The sequence below is a fragment of the Dinghuibacter sp. genome (genome assembly GCF_035492835.1).
Taxonomy (GTDB): domain Bacteria; phylum Bacteroidota; class Bacteroidia; order Chitinophagales; family Chitinophagaceae; genus Dinghuibacter.
In genome coordinates this window covers 1-17,811 of record NZ_DATJIY010000003.1, presented here as the reverse complement: position 1 = coordinate 17,811, position 17,811 = coordinate 1, and the positions used below count along the sequence as shown (strand labels likewise).

At 58.1% G+C, this 17,811-nt stretch carries 16 protein-coding genes; 8 read left to right on the top strand and 8 right to left on the bottom strand.

Going from position 1 to position 17,811, the window contains the following annotated elements:
* The first annotated feature begins 16 nt into the window (after window positions 1-16).
* The 6 genes from VL547_RS00205 to VL547_RS00180 all read left to right on the top strand — a co-directional run bounded on the left by VL547_RS00205 (window position 17) and on the right by VL547_RS00180 (window position 7,795).
* On the top strand, window positions 17-628 hold the full coding sequence (locus VL547_RS00205) for a TetR/AcrR family transcriptional regulator (protein ID WP_325573901.1): 612 nt from the start codon (window positions 17-19) through the stop codon (window positions 626-628).
* Between the two features lie 66 nt (window positions 629-694).
* Complete coding sequence (locus VL547_RS00200; protein ID WP_325573899.1) at window positions 695-2,023, top strand: TolC family protein; 1,329 nt, start codon at window positions 695-697, stop codon at window positions 2,021-2,023.
* Between the two features lie 4 nt (window positions 2,024-2,027).
* Window positions 2,028-3,098, top strand: a complete 1,071-nt coding sequence (locus VL547_RS00195) for an efflux RND transporter periplasmic adaptor subunit (protein WP_325573897.1) — start codon at window positions 2,028-2,030, stop codon at window positions 3,096-3,098.
* Complete coding sequence (locus VL547_RS00190) at window positions 3,095-6,148, top strand: efflux RND transporter permease subunit (RefSeq protein WP_325573895.1); 3,054 nt, start codon at window positions 3,095-3,097, stop codon at window positions 6,146-6,148. Before VL547_RS00195 ends, VL547_RS00190 begins: the two co-directional genes overlap by 4 nt.
* Before the next feature lie 44 nt (window positions 6,149-6,192).
* Window positions 6,193-7,200 carry an acetamidase/formamidase family protein gene (locus VL547_RS00185; protein ID WP_325573893.1) on the top strand — a complete coding sequence of 336 codons (1,008 nt, stop codon included), beginning with the start codon at window positions 6,193-6,195 and terminating at the stop codon, window positions 7,198-7,200.
* Between the two features lie 169 nt (window positions 7,201-7,369).
* On the top strand, window positions 7,370-7,795 hold the full coding sequence (locus VL547_RS00180; protein WP_325573891.1) for a hypothetical protein: 426 nt from the start codon (window positions 7,370-7,372) through the stop codon (window positions 7,793-7,795).
* A 275-nt stretch (window positions 7,796-8,070) separates the two neighbouring features.
* On the opposite strand, the gene VL547_RS00175 is transcribed toward VL547_RS00180, so the two are convergent.
* The 4 genes from VL547_RS00175 to VL547_RS00160 all read right to left on the bottom strand — a co-directional run bounded on the left by VL547_RS00175 (window position 8,071) and on the right by VL547_RS00160 (window position 10,606).
* Window positions 8,071-8,739 carry a response regulator transcription factor gene (locus VL547_RS00175; RefSeq protein ID WP_325573889.1) on the bottom strand — a complete coding sequence of 223 codons (669 nt, stop codon included), beginning with the start codon at window positions 8,737-8,739 and terminating at the stop codon, window positions 8,071-8,073.
* Between the two features lie 15 nt (window positions 8,740-8,754).
* Window positions 8,755-9,531 carry a sensor histidine kinase gene (locus VL547_RS00170; protein WP_325573887.1) on the bottom strand — a complete coding sequence of 259 codons (777 nt, stop codon included), beginning with the start codon at window positions 9,529-9,531 and terminating at the stop codon, window positions 8,755-8,757.
* Entirely contained in the window at window positions 9,516-10,070 is a 555-nt protein-coding gene (locus VL547_RS00165) for a hypothetical protein (protein WP_325573885.1), read from the bottom strand. Before VL547_RS00165 ends, VL547_RS00170 begins: the two co-directional genes overlap by 16 nt.
* A gap of 95 nt (window positions 10,071-10,165) precedes the next feature.
* Entirely contained in the window at window positions 10,166-10,606 is a 441-nt protein-coding gene (locus VL547_RS00160; protein ID WP_325573883.1) for a hypothetical protein, read from the bottom strand.
* A 135-nt stretch (window positions 10,607-10,741) separates the two neighbouring features.
* Between VL547_RS00160 and VL547_RS00155 the strand changes: the two genes are divergently transcribed.
* Complete coding sequence (locus VL547_RS00155; RefSeq protein WP_325573881.1) at window positions 10,742-11,398, top strand: phosphatase PAP2 family protein; 657 nt, start codon at window positions 10,742-10,744, stop codon at window positions 11,396-11,398.
* On the opposite strand, the gene VL547_RS00150 is transcribed toward VL547_RS00155, so the two are convergent.
* Complete coding sequence (locus tag VL547_RS00150; protein ID WP_325573879.1) at window positions 11,355-13,010, bottom strand: glycosyltransferase family 39 protein; 1,656 nt, start codon at window positions 13,008-13,010, stop codon at window positions 11,355-11,357. The two genes, VL547_RS00155 and VL547_RS00150, sit on opposite strands and share 44 nt — an antisense overlap.
* Window positions 13,011-13,051: 41 nt before the next feature.
* Here VL547_RS00150 and VL547_RS00145 point away from each other — a divergent pair, with 41 nt between their 5' ends.
* The gene (locus VL547_RS00145; RefSeq protein ID WP_325573877.1) at window positions 13,052-13,957 is read left to right on the top strand and encodes an alpha/beta hydrolase; all 906 of its coding nucleotides are present in this window, start codon (window positions 13,052-13,054) and stop codon (window positions 13,955-13,957) included.
* Between the two features lie 13 nt (window positions 13,958-13,970).
* On the opposite strand, the gene VL547_RS00140 is transcribed toward VL547_RS00145, so the two are convergent.
* From VL547_RS00140 to VL547_RS00130, 3 genes are all read right to left on the bottom strand, one after another.
* On the bottom strand, window positions 13,971-16,427 hold the full coding sequence (locus VL547_RS00140) for a TonB-dependent receptor (RefSeq protein ID WP_325573875.1): 2,457 nt from the start codon (window positions 16,425-16,427) through the stop codon (window positions 13,971-13,973).
* Between the two features lie 78 nt (window positions 16,428-16,505).
* Complete coding sequence (locus VL547_RS00135; protein WP_325573873.1) at window positions 16,506-16,814, bottom strand: hypothetical protein; 309 nt, start codon at window positions 16,812-16,814, stop codon at window positions 16,506-16,508.
* 94 nt (window positions 16,815-16,908) lie between these two features.
* Window positions 16,909-17,811, bottom strand: a 903-nt coding sequence (locus tag VL547_RS00130; RefSeq protein WP_325573871.1) for an MFS transporter, incomplete at its 5' end; no start/stop codon positions are given.

Sequence of the window (17,811 nt, the reverse complement as noted above, 5' to 3'; positions counted from 1 at the left end):
AGTTACTTTGCACTGTATGGGAATCACAGAGCGTAAGGAACGGGAAAAACAGGAAATGCGCCAGCGTATCATCGATGCGGCGATGTATATGTTCCTCGAGGACGGCTACAACAAGACGTCCATCCGGAACATAGCGGAGAAGATAGAGTATAGCCCGGCCACCGTCTACCTGTACTTTAAGGACAAGGACGAGCTGTTGTACGAGGTTCAGCGTCAGGCTTTCGACAAGCTGAACGAGGCTTTTTTACACGAAGCGACCGACCCCGATCCCTGGAAGCGGCTGGAGCAGATATGTATTTCCTACGTCCGCTTCGGCCTCGCCAATGAGGAGCTGTATGACCTGATGTTTATCATCCGTGCGCCCATGAACGTAGACGAGAAGATACACGAGACCAATGGGAAGGACTGTTTTGGATATGTCTTCGAGTGCCTTGCGGAATGTATACGGAAAGGGCTTGTGCGGTTCGAGAACCCCCAGCTCGGAATGCTTTCAGTCTGGGCGATGGGTCACGGCCTGGTATCCCTGCAGGTCCGGTGTAGGCTCAAGGTCCTAGACCTGTCCGACGGTGACGTGGATAATATGCTAAACAATGCTATCAGCGAATACCTGCGCCAGATAAAGCGATAATCGCTTTTTTTTTGGCCAAACCAATAAACACTGTTCATTATGTCAACGGCATTAAAATTATCGAGTTTGTTCATCATCGGAATGGTGATTAGCATGGCCTCCGACGCGCAAACCCTGCTCGACGGCTACATACGCCAGGCCTTTGAAAGCAATGACGGACTGCGCCAGCAACAATTCCAGCTGGACAAATCCCTGTACGCCCTGGACGAGGCGCGATCCCTCTTCCTGCCGAACGTCAGCCTGCAAGGCAGCTATTTCAAAGCCTCCGGCGGCCGGTCGATCGACGTTCCCCTGGGGGATATGCTCAACGGGGTATACAATACCCTCAACCAGCTAACGGGTTCGCACAGCTTCCCGCAGCTGCAAAACGAGAAGATCACCTTCAACCCCGACAACTACTACGACGCGCACCTGCACACCACCCTCCCGCTGGTGGACGTGGAGCTTTGGTACAACAAACGTATCCGGCAGCAGCAGATCACGGGTCAGCAGGCCGCGGTGAACGTCTACAAACGGGAGCTGGTGAAGAACATCAAGACCGCTTATTTCCAATACTACCAGGCCGTCCGGGCGGTCGACATCTATAACGCGGCGCTGACGCTCGTGGCGGAAAACATCCGGGTCAACCAAAGCCTCCTGAACAACGGGACCCGTAACAGCACGCCGCTTACCCGCGCGCTGGCGGAACAACAGCACACGCTGTCCCAGCGCAACCAGGCGGACAACGCCGCGCGCAATGCCCAGGCTTATTTCAACTTCCTCCTCAACCGGCCCGCGGGCGATACGATCGTGATGGATACCGCCGTTTTTGCGAAGCCTTATCCGCTCGATACCACCGGGGTGGCGCACCGCGAAGAATTGCAACAGTGGGCTGTCGCCAAAGAAACCAGCACCCTTGGGTTGGCGCTGGAGCGCTCCTACCTGATCCCGCAGCTCTCCACCTTCCTGGACCTGGGTTCGCAGGGCATGGGGGAATTCAACAGCGACTCGCGCTACTACTTCTGGGGCGTCAGCCTGCAGTGGAACCTCTTCGCGGGCGGACAACACACGGCCCGCGCCCGTCAGGCCGAGGCCGACCGCAAAACTGCGGCGGCCGGGTACGACCAGACGGTCCAGGCGCTCCAGCTCCAGCTCACGCAAAGCTTCAACAACTACCATAGCGCGGTGGAAACCTACCGCAGCGCCGGAGCTCAATTGCGCTTCGCCGAAAAATACCTGACCGATCAAACCAGGGCCTACCGTGAAGGGCAGCTGCTGTACGTCGAGCTCCTCGACGCGCAGAACCAGCTCACCGAAGCCCGGCTCGAAGAAGACCAGGCCTTCGCCGGCGTCCAGATCGCTCTTACGCAGCTGGAACGCGACCAGGCCACCTATCCCCTCACGTCAAAAAACTAAACATATGCGCATCCTACTCCTGCTAGTCCCTGCCGCTTTTATACTGCATTCCTGCGGCACCCCGGCCTCGGGCAAAAATGCCACGGCCCGCAGCCAGGCCGACACCATCCCCGTCCAGGTAATGCCGTTGGACGGGAATCGCAGCGGCCTTTCGCCCATCGCCGTTTCCGGCCAGTTCACCACCGACGACGAAACCCAGCTGGGTTTTAAAACCGGGGGCGTGATCCGCTCGATACTCGTCAAGGAAGGCGACCGCATCCACGCGGGTCAGCTGCTCGCCACCCTCGACCTCACCGAGATCAACACCCAGGTCTCCCAGGCGCAACTGGGCCTGGAGAAGGCCAAACGCGACTTCCAGCGCGTCCAAAACCTTTACCGCGACAGCGTCGCCACCCTCGAGCAGCTGCAGAACGCACAAACCGCGCTCGACATCGCGAACCAGCAGGTCAGCGCCGTACGTTTTAACCAAAATTATAGCGAGATCCGCGCGGGCCAGGACGGCTTTGTCCTCCGCAAGATCGCCAACCCCGGCCAGGTCGTAAGTCCCGGCGCGCCTGTCCTCGAAACCAACGGCGACAAGGGATGGCTTTTGCGCGTGGGACTGAGTGACCGCCAATGGGCGACGATCAAGCTCGGCGACAAGGCCTCGCTGGAAACCGCCGCCCTGCCGGGCAAGACCCTGAGCGGAACCGTTAGCCGGAGGTCGGAGGGGGTCGATCCCCAGACGGGGACGTTTACCGTGGATATCCGCGTTCAGGGGTCCGCCCCGCTGGCTGCCGGGCTCTTTGGCAAGGGCGTCATACAGCCGGCGGCCGGCGCTGCCGTTGTTAAGGCCGGCGCCTGGGCCATCCCTTACCAGGCCCTCCTCGACGGCGACGGCAGCAGCGGCTACGTCTTCGTCACCAACGACGGGCACACCGCGCATAAAGTCCACGTGCGTCTGTCCGGTATGGAAAAGGACCAGGTGCTCATCAGCGACGGACTTACCGGCTCGCGGGACCTGATCGTTTCCGGCTCCGCTTACCTCAACGACAGCAGCCCCATCCGCATCACGCCTTCAACTCCTGTGCAATGAGGAAGCTTAACATATCCAACTTCGCGGTCCGGAACAGCGCGTTCACGACGGTGATCTTTATTATGATCATCGCCCTGGGGCTGACCACCATCCTGAACATGCCGCGGTCCGAGGACCCCGAGGTCCACGCCCCCACCTTTTCCATCGTCGTCGTGTATCCCGGCACGACGCCCCGGGATATAGAAGACCGTGTGGTCAATCCCCTGGAAAAGGCCATCTCCGCCCTGGACGACATCAAACGCATCCGCACCACCATCTCCAATGGCGTTGCCGTCCTCCAGGTCGAATACAAATACAACTCCAACGTCGAAGCCAAGTACCAGGAGATCGTGCGGGAGGTGAACAGTCAGCGGGGCGAGCTCCCTGCCGACATCACCTCGATCGAGGTGAACAAATTCCAACCCTCCGATACCAACATCCTCCAGGTCGCGCTGGTTTCGGAAAACGCCCCGCGGTCGACGCTCCAGTATTACGCCGAGCGGCTACAGGACGAGCTCGAAAAACTCCCGCCCCTCAAAAAGGTCGATATATTCGGCCTGCCCCAGCAACAGGTCAGGGTGGAATTGGACCTGGAAAAAATGGCGCAGATGCACCTCCCGCTATCCACCGTGACCGGTAGTCTCCGAAGCGAGATCACCGACATACCGGGCGGGTCGATCGACGCCGGTCACGAGACCTTCAACGTCAAGACCAACAACTACCACCACCTGGACGAGGTATCCAATACCGTCGTCTACTCCGCCGGCGGCAAGAATATATTATTAAAAGACATCGGCCGCGTCTACTTTGGCTATGCCGACGACACCTACCTCACCAGGCTCAACGGTCACCGCTGTATCTTCGTCGGCGCCTGTTTAAAGGACAAGGAAAACATCAGCAAAGCCCAGGAGCAATACCTCCCCGTGCTCACCGCGTTCAAACGCACCCTTCCCGCCAGCGTTGACATGGTCGTCCCCTTCGACCAGGGCACCAACGTCAACCACCGGTTATCCGGGCTGGGCCGCGACTTCCTGATCGCGATCCTGCTGGTGGCCATCACCCTGCTGCCGCTCGGCGGCCGGTCCGCGCTGATCGTGATGATCTCCATCCCGCTGTCGCTGGCGATCGGGATCGTTCTGCTCCAGCTGTTTGGCTACAACCTCAACCAGCTGTCGATCGTGGGCCTGGTCGTCGCGCTCGGCTTGCTCGTGGACGACAGCATCGTGGTGGTGGAAAACATAGACCGCTGGATCCTCGAAGGCCATAGCCGGCTGGAGGCAACCCTCAAGGCCACCGGCCAGATCGGCATGGCTGTGCTGGGCTGCACCGTCACCCTCGTCATTGCGTTTATGCCGCTGGCATTCCTGCCGGAGGGCGCCGGAGACTTCATCCGCAGCCTGCCGCTGGCCGTGATGTTCTGCGTCGTGGCGTCCATGTTCGTATCCCTGACGATCATCCCGTTCCTGTCGAGCCGGTTACTCAAGCCGCATGCGGGTAACCCCGAGGGTAACATCTTTATGCGCGGGCTCAAGAAGGGTATCCACTCCAGCTATGGCCCGTTGTTGAACGCGGCGCTGAAACGCCCCTGGCTGACCGTCACCGCCGCAGTGCTCATTTTCGCGGGCGCCATCGGCGTCTTCCAAACCATCGGGTTCAGCCTGTTCCCGTCCAGCGAAAAGCCCCAGTTTATGATCAACATCACCGCGCCCTCCCAGTCGAACCTGGCGTACACCGACAGCATCACCCGCCGCATCGAGACGGAGCTGGCGCACGAGCCGCTGGTTCGCTACTACGCCGGCAACATCGGCAAGGGGAACCCGCGCGTGTATTACAACGAAGTCCAGGAAAACGAACGCCGTGACTTCGCCCAGATATTTGTCGAGCTCGACCCCAACACTACCCCCGCCGCCAAGCTGGATTTTATCCAAAACCTCCGCAGCCGCTGGACCCCTTACCCCGGCGCCAAGGTCGAAGTCAAGAACTTCGAGCAAGGCCCGCCCGTCGTGGCGCCGGTGGAAGTCCGGCTCTTTGGCGACAACCTGGATTCCCTGCGGTTTATGGCCGCGCGCGTGGAAACGCTCCTGAAAAACACGCCCGGCACCTTCTATGTCACCAACCCTGTCAGCCTGCTGAAGAGCGACCTCCGCGTCGACATCAACAAGGAAAAAGCCCAGCTGCTGGGCATCTCGTCCGCGACCATCGACCAGGCCGTCCGCATGGCCGTTACCGGTCTGACCGTGGGTAAGTTCTACACCGACTCCAAGGACAATTATGACGTCCTCGTCACCCGCGACCGCGCCGGCAGGCCGACCATGGACGCGTTCAAGGACCTGTACGTCAATAACACCCAGGGCACCGCCGTCCCCCTGGCCCAGGTCGCCGACCTCCGCCTGGAAACCTCGCAGGCCGTCATCCGCCACCAGGAAAAACGCCGCGTCGTTTCCGTCCAGGCCTATGTCGCCAAGGGCTTCCTCGTCGACCGCGTCCTAGGCGACGTCGTCCACCAGATGGACGCCATCCACTTCTCCCCCGGCTATTCATATGAAATGGGCGGTGAAATCGAAAGCCGTAACAACTCCTTCGGCGGGTTGGGCAGCATCATCATCGTCACCGTGTTCCTGTTCATCGGCGTGTTGATCCTGGAGTTCAAGACCTTCAAAAGCACCCTCATCGTCCTCAGCGTCATCCCGCTGGGCGTCGTCGGCGCCGCGCTCGCCCTGTGGGTCACCGGCAACACCCTCTCTTTCGTGGCCATCATCGGTCTGATCGCCCTGGCCGGTATCGAAGTCAAGAACACCATCCTCCTGGTCGACTTCACCAACCAGCTCCGCGCCCAGGGCAAGTCCCTCGAGGACGCCATCCGCGAGGCCGGCGAAATCCGGTTCCTCCCGATCGTGCTGACGACGCTGACCGCCATCGGGGGGTTGATCCCGATCGCCATCTCCACGAACCCTTTGATTTCGCCGCTGGCGATCGTGCTCATCGGGGGGCTGATCAGCTCGACGCTGCTCTCACGGGTAGTGACGCCGGTGGTGTACAAGTTAATCCCGCCCAAGGTAGAGGCTTCCTAAAAAATAAGAACCGGTCAATCGACCGGTTTTTTTATATTTAGCACATGCGTCTTTTCACCATCCTGCTGCTCCTGGCCGCTTCCACGGCCACCGCCCAAACCGCCGAAAATCCTTATGTCTTAAACGCCACGCCGACTACAGTCGCCTACGGCTACTACTGGTCCGAGGCGACACCCGCGTTGAAGGTGAAGTCGGGTGACTACGTGCGCGTACACACGTTGATTACCTCGAACCCTGAAAGCCTCGAAAGGGCCGGCGTGGCGCCGGCGCAGGTCGAACAGGAGCTCCGTGACGTGCAAAGCGTCAAGAACCGCGGGCCGGGCGGTCACGTCCTCACGGGGCCGATCTTTGTCGAGGGCGCCGAACCGGGTGACGTGCTCGAAGTCCGTTTCGATTCGATACAATTGGCCATCCCATATGCATATAACGGCATCGGGCAGTCGGGTTTCCTGTCCGACGAAATCTTCGAACGGAAAACGCGGATCATTCCGCTGGACAGGGATAAGATGACCGGTCACTTTGCCGACGGCATCGACATTCCCTTGCGGCCGTTCTTTGGCAGCGTAGGTGTAGCGCCTCCGGCGGCGGTGGGCCGCTGGAACAGCGCACCGCCCTGGATCCACGGCGGCAACCTCGACAACAAGGAGCTCGTCCAGGGCACCAGCCTCTTCCTGCCCGTCCACGTCCCCGGTGCCCTGTTGGAAATCGGCGACGGCCACGCCGCCCAGGGCAACGGGGAAGTAGACATCACCGCCATCGAAACCTCCCTGATCGGCAAGCTCCAGCTCATCGTCCACAAAAATACCCCCGCCCACTGGCCATGGGCGGAGACCCCCACCCACATCATCGCCATGGGGATGGACCGCGACCTCAACGCCGCGACCCACATCGCGGTACGTAATATGATCCAATACCTGATGACGCACCGGGGCCTATCACAGGCCGACGCCTACGCGCTCTGTAGCGTCGCAGCCGATGTGGATATTACACAGCTGGTGGATGGGAACGTGGGCGTGCACGTGATGCTGCCGAAGGGCATCTTTACCAGGTAGCCGCCGCACCGGCTCACCGGCCTCCGGCGCTGGCACTTTTATACCCGTAAGCCCCCGGGGCGTCGGCACTTTTTTATCTTTAGCACCCCTTATGATCGGCACTATTATAGCCCGAATTGTCTTGCAATTAACAAGAATGTACTATTACTTTAGGGAAACATTCTTGCATATGAAAAAGCCCATTCGTTCCGCCCTGGCACTGCTTTTTGTAGCCCCCTTATTCGTGTCCTTTGGCTTCGTAGCCCCTAAAACAACCCACGCAAAAAAACAGATCTACGAGTACGCTTTTGCGTACCAACCCACCCCCATCGGCAACAATTATTACAGTGTCGCCATCTGGTTGCTCCAGGTGAACATCGGCCCCGATTACTGGTCCGGCTACGCCGCGCCGTTCCCCATCAGCGTCACGGTCAACTATATGGGGACGAACATGTCGTTTACTTTCCCCCAGGACTCCATCATTTATCACATTGGCGCCATCTATTCCCCGATACCCTTGGTGAACGGATTCTGGATGTCCACCAACCCCACCTCCATCAACGGGTATCGCATTTATGACACGCTGACCGATATAAACAACGACAACGTCCAATAATTACCCGGCACACCGGGCGCCCGATGCGCCCGCCCAGGGGGAATTACAAAGGGGGCCTTCGCCCCCCTAAAAGACAAAAGCCCGATGAACAGAGGTAAGCAAATTCTGTCCACCGGTACTTTTGTTTCAACGAGTGATAGGTGTTTACTGTCTTATTTGAAATCCCATTACATTACCCCAGTAATCACATATACTGCCGCAAGATAAATTTCAGGGGCGAATAAAAACTACGTATTAATACGGGTTTTGGCGACACCGCGAACCGCGAACGACCGTCAGTCCATCAGGTTGAACACCTCGTAACGGATCGCGAAAACTACGAGCCCTGCCGTATTCTTACACCCCGTCTTGGCCAGGAGGTTGTTGCGGTGTCCCTCGACGGTGCGCACGCTGATATTGAGCGCGTCCGCCATCTCGTTGTTGGTGTATTCCTTGCAGATCAGGCGCAGGACCTCGCGTTCGCGGTCGGTGAGGTCGATGGGGATGCGGCTGAGGTTGCGGATATTCTGGTTGCGGTACTGCCAGGCGTTCTTCATGGCCGCCAGGCTGGCCTGGTTGAAGTAAAAGCCGGTATCGTGGACTTTCCGAACGGCCGTTAGCAACTCTTCGACCTCGGTGTTCTTGATGAGGTAGCCGCTGGCGCCGGCCTCGATCATTTTGCTGATAAAACGCTCCTGGTCGTAGACCGACAGGACGACGACCTTTATGTCGGGGAATTCCTGGTGCAGGATGTCGTTGAGCTCGACGCCATTCATCACGGGCATGTGCATATCCACGATCGCAACGTCGGGAGCGACGGGCATGACGCGTAACTTGTCCAGCAGTTCCTGGCCGTTGTCGCCCTCCGCCACCAGCTCCAGGTCGTCTTCTTTTTCGATCAATGCGGCCAGGCCCTTACGGAATAGCACCTGGTCGTCAGCAATAACCAATCGAATCTTTCTCATATCGTCTATTTAAGGTCATTCCAGGATATCGATCCAAATCCCAAACCCCCCTTCCGCAGGGTCCTGGAGGTGATACCGCGCCCCGATCATGGACAGCCGGCTTTCGATGTTGCGCATCCCAATGCCGTTACCGGGCCGGACCTTCCCCAGGCCCCGGCCGTTATCGCGGTAGGTACAGCGAAGCAGCCCGTCCACACGGGTGATCGACACACTCACGCCGGTAGCCCCCGCGTGTTTCACCGTATTGGTGAACAGCTCCTGGAGCACCCGGTACAGGGCCAGCCCACGGTCATAGGAAAGCTTTTTCAGCGCTTCAGGGACCTGGTTGTCGAAGGTCACCTCCATCGCGCTCATCCGATGGATCGTCAGGCAAAGCTCTTCAATCGACTCTTCCAACCCGAACATCTCCAGCTCGGCCGGTGAAAGGATATGCGATATCGACCGCACCTTGTCGAGGATCACGTCCACCTGCGAACGAAAATCCTTATACAACACGATCGCCTCCGGCCGATGGCTCTGCAGCTGGACCGTAAACAATTTCAAGTTGGACAAAGCGCTCCCCACGTCATCGTGGAGGTCGCGTCCGATGCGTTTGCGCTCGGCCTCCTGTGACTGGATCACCGCATAGGTAAGCTCTTTCTGATACCGGATTTCCGCTTCCCGTTGGCGTTGCAGCCGTTTCTGGTTTCGGATGTAGAAGATCACGACGGCCGAGGCCAGGAGACACATGCCCGCCATACCGATCAGGAGCAGCACATAGATATTATCCGTGCTGACTACGACCGTTTGCATTTGTAAAATCCCACCGTGAACAAAATGTACATGATGAGGGCAAAGGTAGCATGCAGAACGACAATAACCGTGTTGAATGCCTGCCCTTGTTTCAGATAGTTGGAAAAAATAAAAATAAAGAACGAAAGCGAGAAATACATGAGGAGGCCTACATTCATCCACGTCGTCGGTACGCGCGCCCCCTCTTGTTGATCGGGTTCATGGCTGTTCTCCAGGAAATACGCCAGGCCCATAAATATGAGCAACAACGCTTCCAGCGGCCGCGTATAGGTGTTGAATTTCCACATGCTCTGCCACCAAAGACCGTTCGCCAGGCACAGCAACGGAAAAAAGACCATCAAAAAGGGGATCACCCGCCGGATGATCCGGGACTGCAAAATGAGCCGGTAAAACCACAGCAGCATAACGGTCTCGACAGCCGTATAGATGTGCAACAACCAAAGGTTGTTGATACGGTGCTCTGCAGTATAGATACCGACGATCTCGGAAACCCCGGCGAAGATGAGGTAGTAGAAAAGGAAACGGTGAGGGGGTCGCATTTTCTTATAACGAAATACGCCCATACCCAGCGGGAGTAATTCGAACGAAGGCGCGACCACCCCACTGTAAAAAAAGAGAGGGGACATCTACCGGATTACTTTTTTTTCACATTCGTGTCAGAGTACAAAACACTGTTTGTGTCGCAATCGGTCGGACAAGGAGTAGTAAAATCATAAATGGTACTGCCATCGGTACCCAGTACGCCTTGCAGACCCGGAGGGGGCGTCAGGATGTCGTTCCCGGCGAGGTCGACGGGACAAAGCATCAATTCGGTGTCATAGACGGTGGGGCTGATCGGCTCCAGGGGATCGTGGCCGAAGTAACCGCGTACGCCTTTGATGTCCACCTTGTGTTTTTTGTAAAAGTGATAGAGCTCGATGATGTCCTCGATGGGGATAAAGAAAGCCCTGAGGATGTCGCACTCTTCGCACTTCGTAACTTCTTTGTAGAGCGCACGCCAGTTGGTCGTTCTGACAACAGCTTCGTCTACGGGAACGCTTCTTTGGAGGAAAACCGGGGGTTGTTCGTCTTTCATTTAGATATAGTTTTAGAGGTCAGCCAAATATATACAATCGATGAAGGTTTCCGCATTATTTTAATAACAAAATAACACTGCCTTCCCGCCCGTCCTTGGATGGATTCCCTATTTTGGCCACAAACCCATACCATTATGACTGTTGCGGACTGGATAGTACGTGCAGATAAGCAGTGTTTTACATTTATTCAAACACATCTTACCGCCGCGTGGCTGGACCCCGTCATGTTGCTCATCAGGAATCCATTGACCTGGATACCATTGTATGCCTTCCTGTTGTATTGGATCCTGAGGAACGATCGTAAGGCAGCCATCCGTTTTATTCTCCTGTCGCTGATCGCCGTCGGCCTGACCGATTACACGGCTTCTACCTTCCTGAAGCCCTTGTTCCACCGGGCCCGGCCGTGCTACGACCCGGACGTCATGGGCCTGTTGAGGGGGCTGATCAACTGCGGCGGTCTATATTCATTCCCTTCCAACCACGCCACGAACCATTTTTGTCTGGCCGCGCTCTGGTTCGGGGCCGTCCGGACGATCAAAGGCAAGAGCTGGTATTGGCTCTGGGCCTGGGCGGGACTGATTTGTTTTGCGCAGATATACGTAGGAAAACATTTCCCCCTGGACGTGCTCTGTGGGGCGATGTATGGGACGGCCATCGGTTCCGGCGGGGCCTGGGTTTTCCGCAAATGGCCACAGCTCATACACTTCCGCTGGCAAAAAACGGCGCGTGAGGCGCGTGAACCCGGTATCACCGAGACGGCGCCCCGGCCCGCAGAATATAAACCGGCGTAAGCTCGGAGGGCCGCGTGGCGGGATTCAGGAAGCCGATGTCAAGCGTCGACACGTGGAAGTAACCGCCCTTGTATACGGGAAACCAGCCGCTGCTCAGGGTGGTGTCGCGGGTAAGAACGAACGACCCCGGCGCCAGCGTATCGGGGCGATCGGTGTGGACATATAAGTGATCGGTATAAAAGTCCAGCGCCCGCTCTTCATCCATTTTATAGACGTATAATGTCCGGGGCGTCGCGCCGCAGACATCCATCCCCCGCTCTACCACCGCATTCAATTGGTAGTCCAGCAGGTGCGGATAAAACCCGAGGTCCACGAAGACGTTGACGCAAAGGATGGTATATACCGCCAGCAGCACCAGCCGCGCCGGGCGCCCCTTCCAGCCGGCCAGCAGGACGATCCATACCACCAGAGCCGCGACCGCCACAACGCCCAGCGCCACCAGGTGAAACGGCACGAATATCAGCAGGATCAACGCAATCCACAACAGGCAGAAGAGCACGACGTGGCCCCAAAACAACGCCTTCTTCCCACGCATAGATACGCACGCAAATGCGTACAAAACCTTTCCTACGATTATGGCGGCCAATGGATATACAACAAAAATGTAATGCGGCAGCTGGTAGTGACTACGCGCCAGGGCGATATAGGTCAGCAAAAAACCGCCGGTCGTCATCCACTCCTCCCCTTCCGGTACCCGGAACCGCCACTGCCACAGCTGGCGGATGTCCCGCACCAATCCCACCACGAAAAATACGATCCAGGGTAAAAAACTCCAGAGCATGTTCTGGAACAGGAAGAAAAACGAGTCGTTCTCGTGCCACTGGCTTTCCCCCGTGATACGCCCGAAACTTTGTGTCCAAAAGAAAAAGCGCAGCCCCGAGTCGATCGTCTTGCCATCGATAACCTTCCCGGGATGGAGGTCGTATTGACGGTAGAGCCCGATACACATCGGGATCAGCAGAACGCCGATGATGACGAGCATGACGAGATATTCCCAACGGAAGAGACTGCGGAAATCGCGCTTCAGCAGGAAATGCGGCGCAAAACAAAACACCGGCACCATGAGCGCGATCGGCCCCTTGGTCATCATGCCGCCCGCAAGGGCCACCGACGCCAGGAGCAGGTTGCCCCATGAGCGCGTCCCATACCAGGCCGCCAGCTGCCAGAGCGCCAGGGCCACCCAGCCCATCAACATGGTGTCGGTCCGTACGTCGTGGGTGATCAGGAACAACGCCTGGCAGCTGGCCAGGACCAGCGCGCTCAATACGGCGATGTCCCTTTTATAGAAGATCAGCGCCAACCGGTAGGTGCTGTAGATCGATAGCAGCGCGAAGAAAAAGCTCGGCAGCCGGTAGGCCCAGTCGTGGATACCAAAGACGCGCATGCTCAGCGCGCTCAACCAGAACAGCATCGGCGGTTTGTCGAGGTAGTCCCGGCCCCTGTCGTATATTTCCAGCCAGGAACCGTTCTTCAACATTTCCCGGCTGATGTTGGCGTATTGCACGGCGTCGATCTCCATCAGCGGCACATGCCAGCCCAACAGGTATACGATAGGACAAAGCGCGATCAGGGCGGTACACAAGAGGGCGAAACCCCGGTGGTTGGTTTGCATGCTGCGCAAAATACGTATCTTCCGCAGCTAAAACGACCCGCATGCCGATAAGAAAAGAACAATTCTTAACCCTGCTACTTTTCGCCGTCACCATGGTCAGCTGCGCTCAACAACCCAAACCCGTGCCCTTGTATCCGGGCGACGTTCCCAATTCCAAAACCTACCCGGACTACGAGATGGTGAACAACATGCGCTACACCCATGTGAGCCGGCCGACCCTTACCATTTTCAAACCCACGGGTAAACCGACCGGGACCGCCATCGTGATTTGTCCGGGCGGCGGCTATTCAGCCTTGGCCATGGGTCACGAAGGCCTCGACGTGGCCGCGCGGCTCGCGGACTCGGGTATCGTCGGCGTGGTGCTGAAATACAGGCTTCCGAACGATTCCACCATGGAGGACAAAACCATCGGTCCCCTCCAGGACGCGCAGCGCGCCATCCAATACGTACGCGAGCACGCCAAGGAATGGGGCGTGGACCCGCATAAGGTGGGCATCATGGGCTTTTCCGCGGGCGGCCACCTGGCTTCCACCGCCGGCACCCACTTCGACCAAAGCTATATCGCTAACCCCCGCCATATCAGCCTGCGCCCCGACTTCATGGTGCTGGGCTATCCAGTCATCAGCTTCAGCGATTCGATCGGCCATCATGGCTCGCGGGACAATCTCCTGGGTAAAAACGCGCCCGCCGATTCGATCCTCAAATATTCAAACGAGCTACAGGTGACGTCCAACACCCCGCCGGCCTTCCTGGTGCATGCCAAGGACGACAAGGTCGTACCGGTCGCCAACAGCATCCACTTCGTGGAGGCCATGCAGGCGCATAACGTCCCCGTCGAGGTATATTACTACGACGCGGGCGGGCATGGGTTCGGGATGCACAACAAGACCAGCGACTTCGATTGGCTTGCGCTTGCTTTGCAATGGCTGCACGGCCAGGGGTTTTAATAACGCCAGCCGGCTAAATCGACCAGTTCAGCGGGACGTCGATCTTGAACTCGATGTTCCGCCCCATGTTATAAATCCCGTGATACGGCCGCGGGTCGGTGGGATAGAATTCGAAGTACTTCAGCCGGCTCAGGTGGTCCTGGTACGCCTTGTTCAGCAGGTTGTTCCCCATCACGTAGACGTTGAAAAGCACCCTCCCGCGGGAGTTGGTTACACCCGTGCCGAGACCCGCATTCAAGAGCGCGTAGCCAGGCGTGCGAGTCTCGGTGTTGTCTTGGAGATACACCTCGTTTTGCGAAGCGTAATAGGCCAGCTGCACTTTCACGAAACCGTCGCGGAGGCGAGCGGACGGTACGTTGATGTCGTACCGCAGCTCGGAGGTCCCGTGCATGGGCGGAATCTGGGGCAGGTATTTGTTGCTGTCGTTGCGCAGCTTGGGATCGAGGCCGACGTTGAGCCCGTAGACGGTGGAGAGGCTGTTCTCGAAGTGCAGCCGTTTGAAGGGATGGATATCCACGCTCAGCTCTCCGCCAAAAAGGTCGGCTTTGCCTTGTTGGAATTTGAACGTCTGGTTACCCGGGACGATCACCGAGTCCTGGCCTTCGGCATTCAATACCCGCTGGTTGAAGATGTAGTTCGAGATCACGTTGTTAAAGACGCTGAAGGTCACCACGACGTAGTGCGACATATAGGTCAGACCCAGGTCTTCCTGGAAGCTGAACTCCGGTTTGAAGCCGGGGTTGCCGATCTGGTAGATGTTGGTGCCGGGGTGTACGCCGTTGGCGGATATCTCCGAGATGTTTGGCGCGCGGTAACCGCGGGCGAGGTTGAATTTGATCGAAAACTGCTGCGAAAAATTATAGGTAGCCCCCAGGCTTCCCGACACGCCCGTAAACACATGGCTGTAGTTGGAAAAGGTATGATCTGCGCCGACAGTATCCGCGCCATTGACGGGATATGTGCCATAAGTCGTCGGGCTCGTCCAGGTATACATCCCCTGGTTGTGGAAGGAACGGCTGTCAAAACGGACGCCGCCGGCGATGTCCAGCTTGTTGAAGGTTTTTTTGATCATCGCAAAGGGACCGATATCGAACTGGGTGTAGTTGGGGATGATAAAATCGGTGCCGCGGGTAACCTTATTGTCCTGGTACATCCCATTGAGACCGGCGGTGATGTTCCAGCCGCCGTACTCGGGAAAGAAATATTTGATGTCGTAGGAGTAGGTGTTTAATTCCAGGAACAAACCAGCCGTATCGGGTTGCTGGGGCCGGTTGTATTCCCGGCGCACGCTGCGCTGGGCGCCGATGTTGACCGTCAACCGGCCGCCGCCGATGGTGAAGTTGTTGGCGATGTATCCGCGGTAGTGCTGTACGTGTTGGTGGAGGGGCGTGATGGCGTAGCTGTTCAGCTCCTGGGGCGTCACGATCGGGCGGACGGTATCCGCGTCCGTGATCTGTTTGGTGAACTGGCGCGTGGCCGAGTCCCGGCTGCCGTCGGGTATCTCCTGGAGGTCGTCATAGATCGACAGGTTCAGGTGCGAATACCCCCATTTTTTATGCAGCCCGAGCGACAGGTTGGCGTCCTTTTCTTCAAAAGCGGTGTTGTATACCCGTCCATCGACCGGGTCCTGGTAGTTTTTGGCGCGTTTATAGGAAACGCGGCCCATCCATTCGAAACCGTGCTTGGTCGCCCCCAGCATGGCGGTGCCCCCATATTCGCCGTTGTTGGACTCGAAGTTCGCCGCTACGTCTCCCACCATTTTGCCCTCCGGCGCGGGGGGCGTCGGGATCAGGTTGACCACGCCCGCGAGCGCGTCCGAACCATAGGTCAGGCTGGCGGGCCCCTTGATCACTTCCACCCGGTCGACCCCGTTCTGGTCGACCTCGATGCCGTGCTCGTCGCCCCACTGCTGACCCTCTTGCCGGACGCCGTCGAACAGGGTCAGGATGCGGTTGTATCCCAGCCCGCGGATAAAGGGTTTGGAGACGTTGGGGCCCGTGGTCAGCGCGTTGACCCCCGGCACCTTGGCGATCGCATCGATCACGTTCGTGCTCAGGTTATTGGTCAGGAAGTCATGACTGATCGCCACGATGGGCACGGGGTTCCGCACGATCTGGATGGCCTTGGAGGTACCCGTGATCACGATCGGGCTTTCCTCGATGGTCTCATCGGCGAGTTGAAAATCCGCCGATGCGCCCGGCGCGAACCGGATCGTCCGGGTGGTGCTCGTATATCCCACCACGTGGGCTTCCACCAGGAAAGACCCGTTGGGCAGGTTGAGGAAAGCGTAGTGCCCCAGGGAATCCGCCACCGTCCCCAGCTTCAGGTCGGGAATAGAAATGGTGGCGTTGGGCAGGGGCTTGCCCGTTTTTTTATCGGTGATCACGCCGGTGAGCGAGCTCCCGGGGGAGCGCTGGGCTTCGGCGGCAACAGAACAAATTATGAGAAAGGAGAAAACGAAATACTTCATGTCCGGATTGGTTCAAATGACTACGGCGGCTCGCCGGGTCGGCGAGCGCATGGCGGAATCCAGCGGCACGCGGACCGCTTACGCCAGGGCGGGAGGTCCTCTCAGGCTGGAATGGATGGCCGGTTGTGCGGGGATGGGCGGGAGCGCGGGCTCCGCCAGCAACCGTTCGGCGCTGACGGGACTGTCGAATACGATCGGCGTAGCCGCGTCCATAGGCATAAAGGCGTCGTCGAAACAATCACAGTGCGTTTCCCACGTGGCGCCCGCTTCATGCGTCCGGGCCTCGTGGTAGAAATGGTGCACCCAAAGGCTCGCCCCCAGCCTTTGACAAAAGGCCAGTAGGAGCAAAAAAGCCAGTATCCTGGTGGGGTGCCTGCGCCGACGCATAATCCACAAAGCTAGGCTATTTGCAACTCTATATCAAAAGCCGGCGGCGCCGCTCCTGTACGGAGGGCGCCGCCGGTCCAAATCGGTGAATATCTTACAAGGCCGGCTTTAAAGCGCCCTCCTTTTTTCTGCCCCGCATATAAATGACCAAACCGCCAAAAGCCACAATTAGGGCCATCGGCAGGAACATGGTGACGTGCAGCATCTCAGGGCCCGCCGCCGACTGCGCGGCGGTCAACGCCCTGGCCATATCGGATCCCGCCGGGGCCGACCGGTACAGGTCGATGTTGGCGCCCGCCGGCAGGTTGCTGGCCACGATCCGGTCATAATAGCCACCCATGAACATCATATAGATCGATACCCCGAACATGCCCGCCCCACCCATGAGGTTGAGCCCGACTGCGCCCGTCTTGGGAAGGTTCTCCGATACAAAGCCGATCATACACGGCCAGAAGAAGGCAACCCCCAAACCAAAGATGATCGCCCCGGCAAAGATGCCCGCGCCCTGTAAATGGATCAGCAGGTAGATGCCTACGGCGGAGAGGATGGCGGAGATCAGCAGGACACCCTGGGGCGCCAGCCGGTGCACGATCGGACCGGCAAACGCGCGGCCCAGAACCTGGACCGACGCGACAAAGGTCAGGATGAGCAACGCGTTGTCCGTGACCGTACGGAAAATTACGTCCATCCACTGGTTGGTATACAGCTCCGTGATACCCGTGGCGAACATACAGATGATCATGAAAAGGAACAACGGGTTGAACAACGCGGCGTACATATCGCCGGTCGACACGCCCGCCGCCACCCGTTCGGTCACGGGGAACTCCAACCTGGAGAACAGGTAACCGTAGATCAGGGTCGGGATCAGCATCACACCCACCTCGACCTGCCAGTTGACGCCTACCTTGTTCAGGAGGAAGACCACCAGCGTACCAATCACGATGCCCGCCGGAAACCACAAATGGAAGTGGTTGAGCTTGGTCGTCTTGTTATCCGG

What these genes read in the sequence shown, in the direction of transcription:
- VL547_RS00205 (WP_325573901.1), top strand. Translation starts at nt 17, where the DNA reads ATGGGAATCACAGAGCGTAAGGAACGGGAAAAACAGGAAATGCGCCAG.
- VL547_RS00195 (WP_325573897.1), top strand. Translation starts at nt 2,028, where the DNA reads ATGCGCATCCTACTCCTGCTAGTCCCTGCCGCTTTTATACTGCATTCC.
- VL547_RS00190 (WP_325573895.1), top strand. Translation starts at nt 3,095, where the DNA reads ATGAGGAAGCTTAACATATCCAACTTCGCGGTCCGGAACAGCGCGTTC.
- VL547_RS00185 (WP_325573893.1), top strand. Translation starts at nt 6,193, where the DNA reads ATGCGTCTTTTCACCATCCTGCTGCTCCTGGCCGCTTCCACGGCCACC.
- VL547_RS00180 (WP_325573891.1), top strand. Translation starts at nt 7,370, where the DNA reads ATGAAAAAGCCCATTCGTTCCGCCCTGGCACTGCTTTTTGTAGCCCCC.
- VL547_RS00175 (WP_325573889.1), bottom strand. Translation starts at nt 8,739, where the DNA reads ATGAGAAAGATTCGATTGGTTATTGCTGACGACCAGGTGCTATTCCGT.
- VL547_RS00170 (WP_325573887.1), bottom strand. Translation starts at nt 9,531, where the DNA reads ATGCAAACGGTCGTAGTCAGCACGGATAATATCTATGTGCTGCTCCTG.
- VL547_RS00165 (WP_325573885.1), bottom strand. Translation starts at nt 10,070, where the DNA reads ATGCGACCCCCTCACCGTTTCCTTTTCTACTACCTCATCTTCGCCGGG.
- VL547_RS00160 (WP_325573883.1), bottom strand. Translation starts at nt 10,606, where the DNA reads ATGAAAGACGAACAACCCCCGGTTTTCCTCCAAAGAAGCGTTCCCGTA.
- VL547_RS00155 (WP_325573881.1), top strand. Translation starts at nt 10,742, where the DNA reads ATGACTGTTGCGGACTGGATAGTACGTGCAGATAAGCAGTGTTTTACA.
- VL547_RS00150 (WP_325573879.1), bottom strand. Translation starts at nt 13,010, where the DNA reads ATGCAAACCAACCACCGGGGTTTCGCCCTCTTGTGTACCGCCCTGATC.
- VL547_RS00145 (WP_325573877.1), top strand. Translation starts at nt 13,052, where the DNA reads ATGCCGATAAGAAAAGAACAATTCTTAACCCTGCTACTTTTCGCCGTC.
- VL547_RS00140 (WP_325573875.1), bottom strand. Translation starts at nt 16,427, where the DNA reads ATGAAGTATTTCGTTTTCTCCTTTCTCATAATTTGTTCTGTTGCCGCC.
- VL547_RS00135 (WP_325573873.1), bottom strand. Translation starts at nt 16,814, where the DNA reads ATGCGTCGGCGCAGGCACCCCACCAGGATACTGGCTTTTTTGCTCCTA.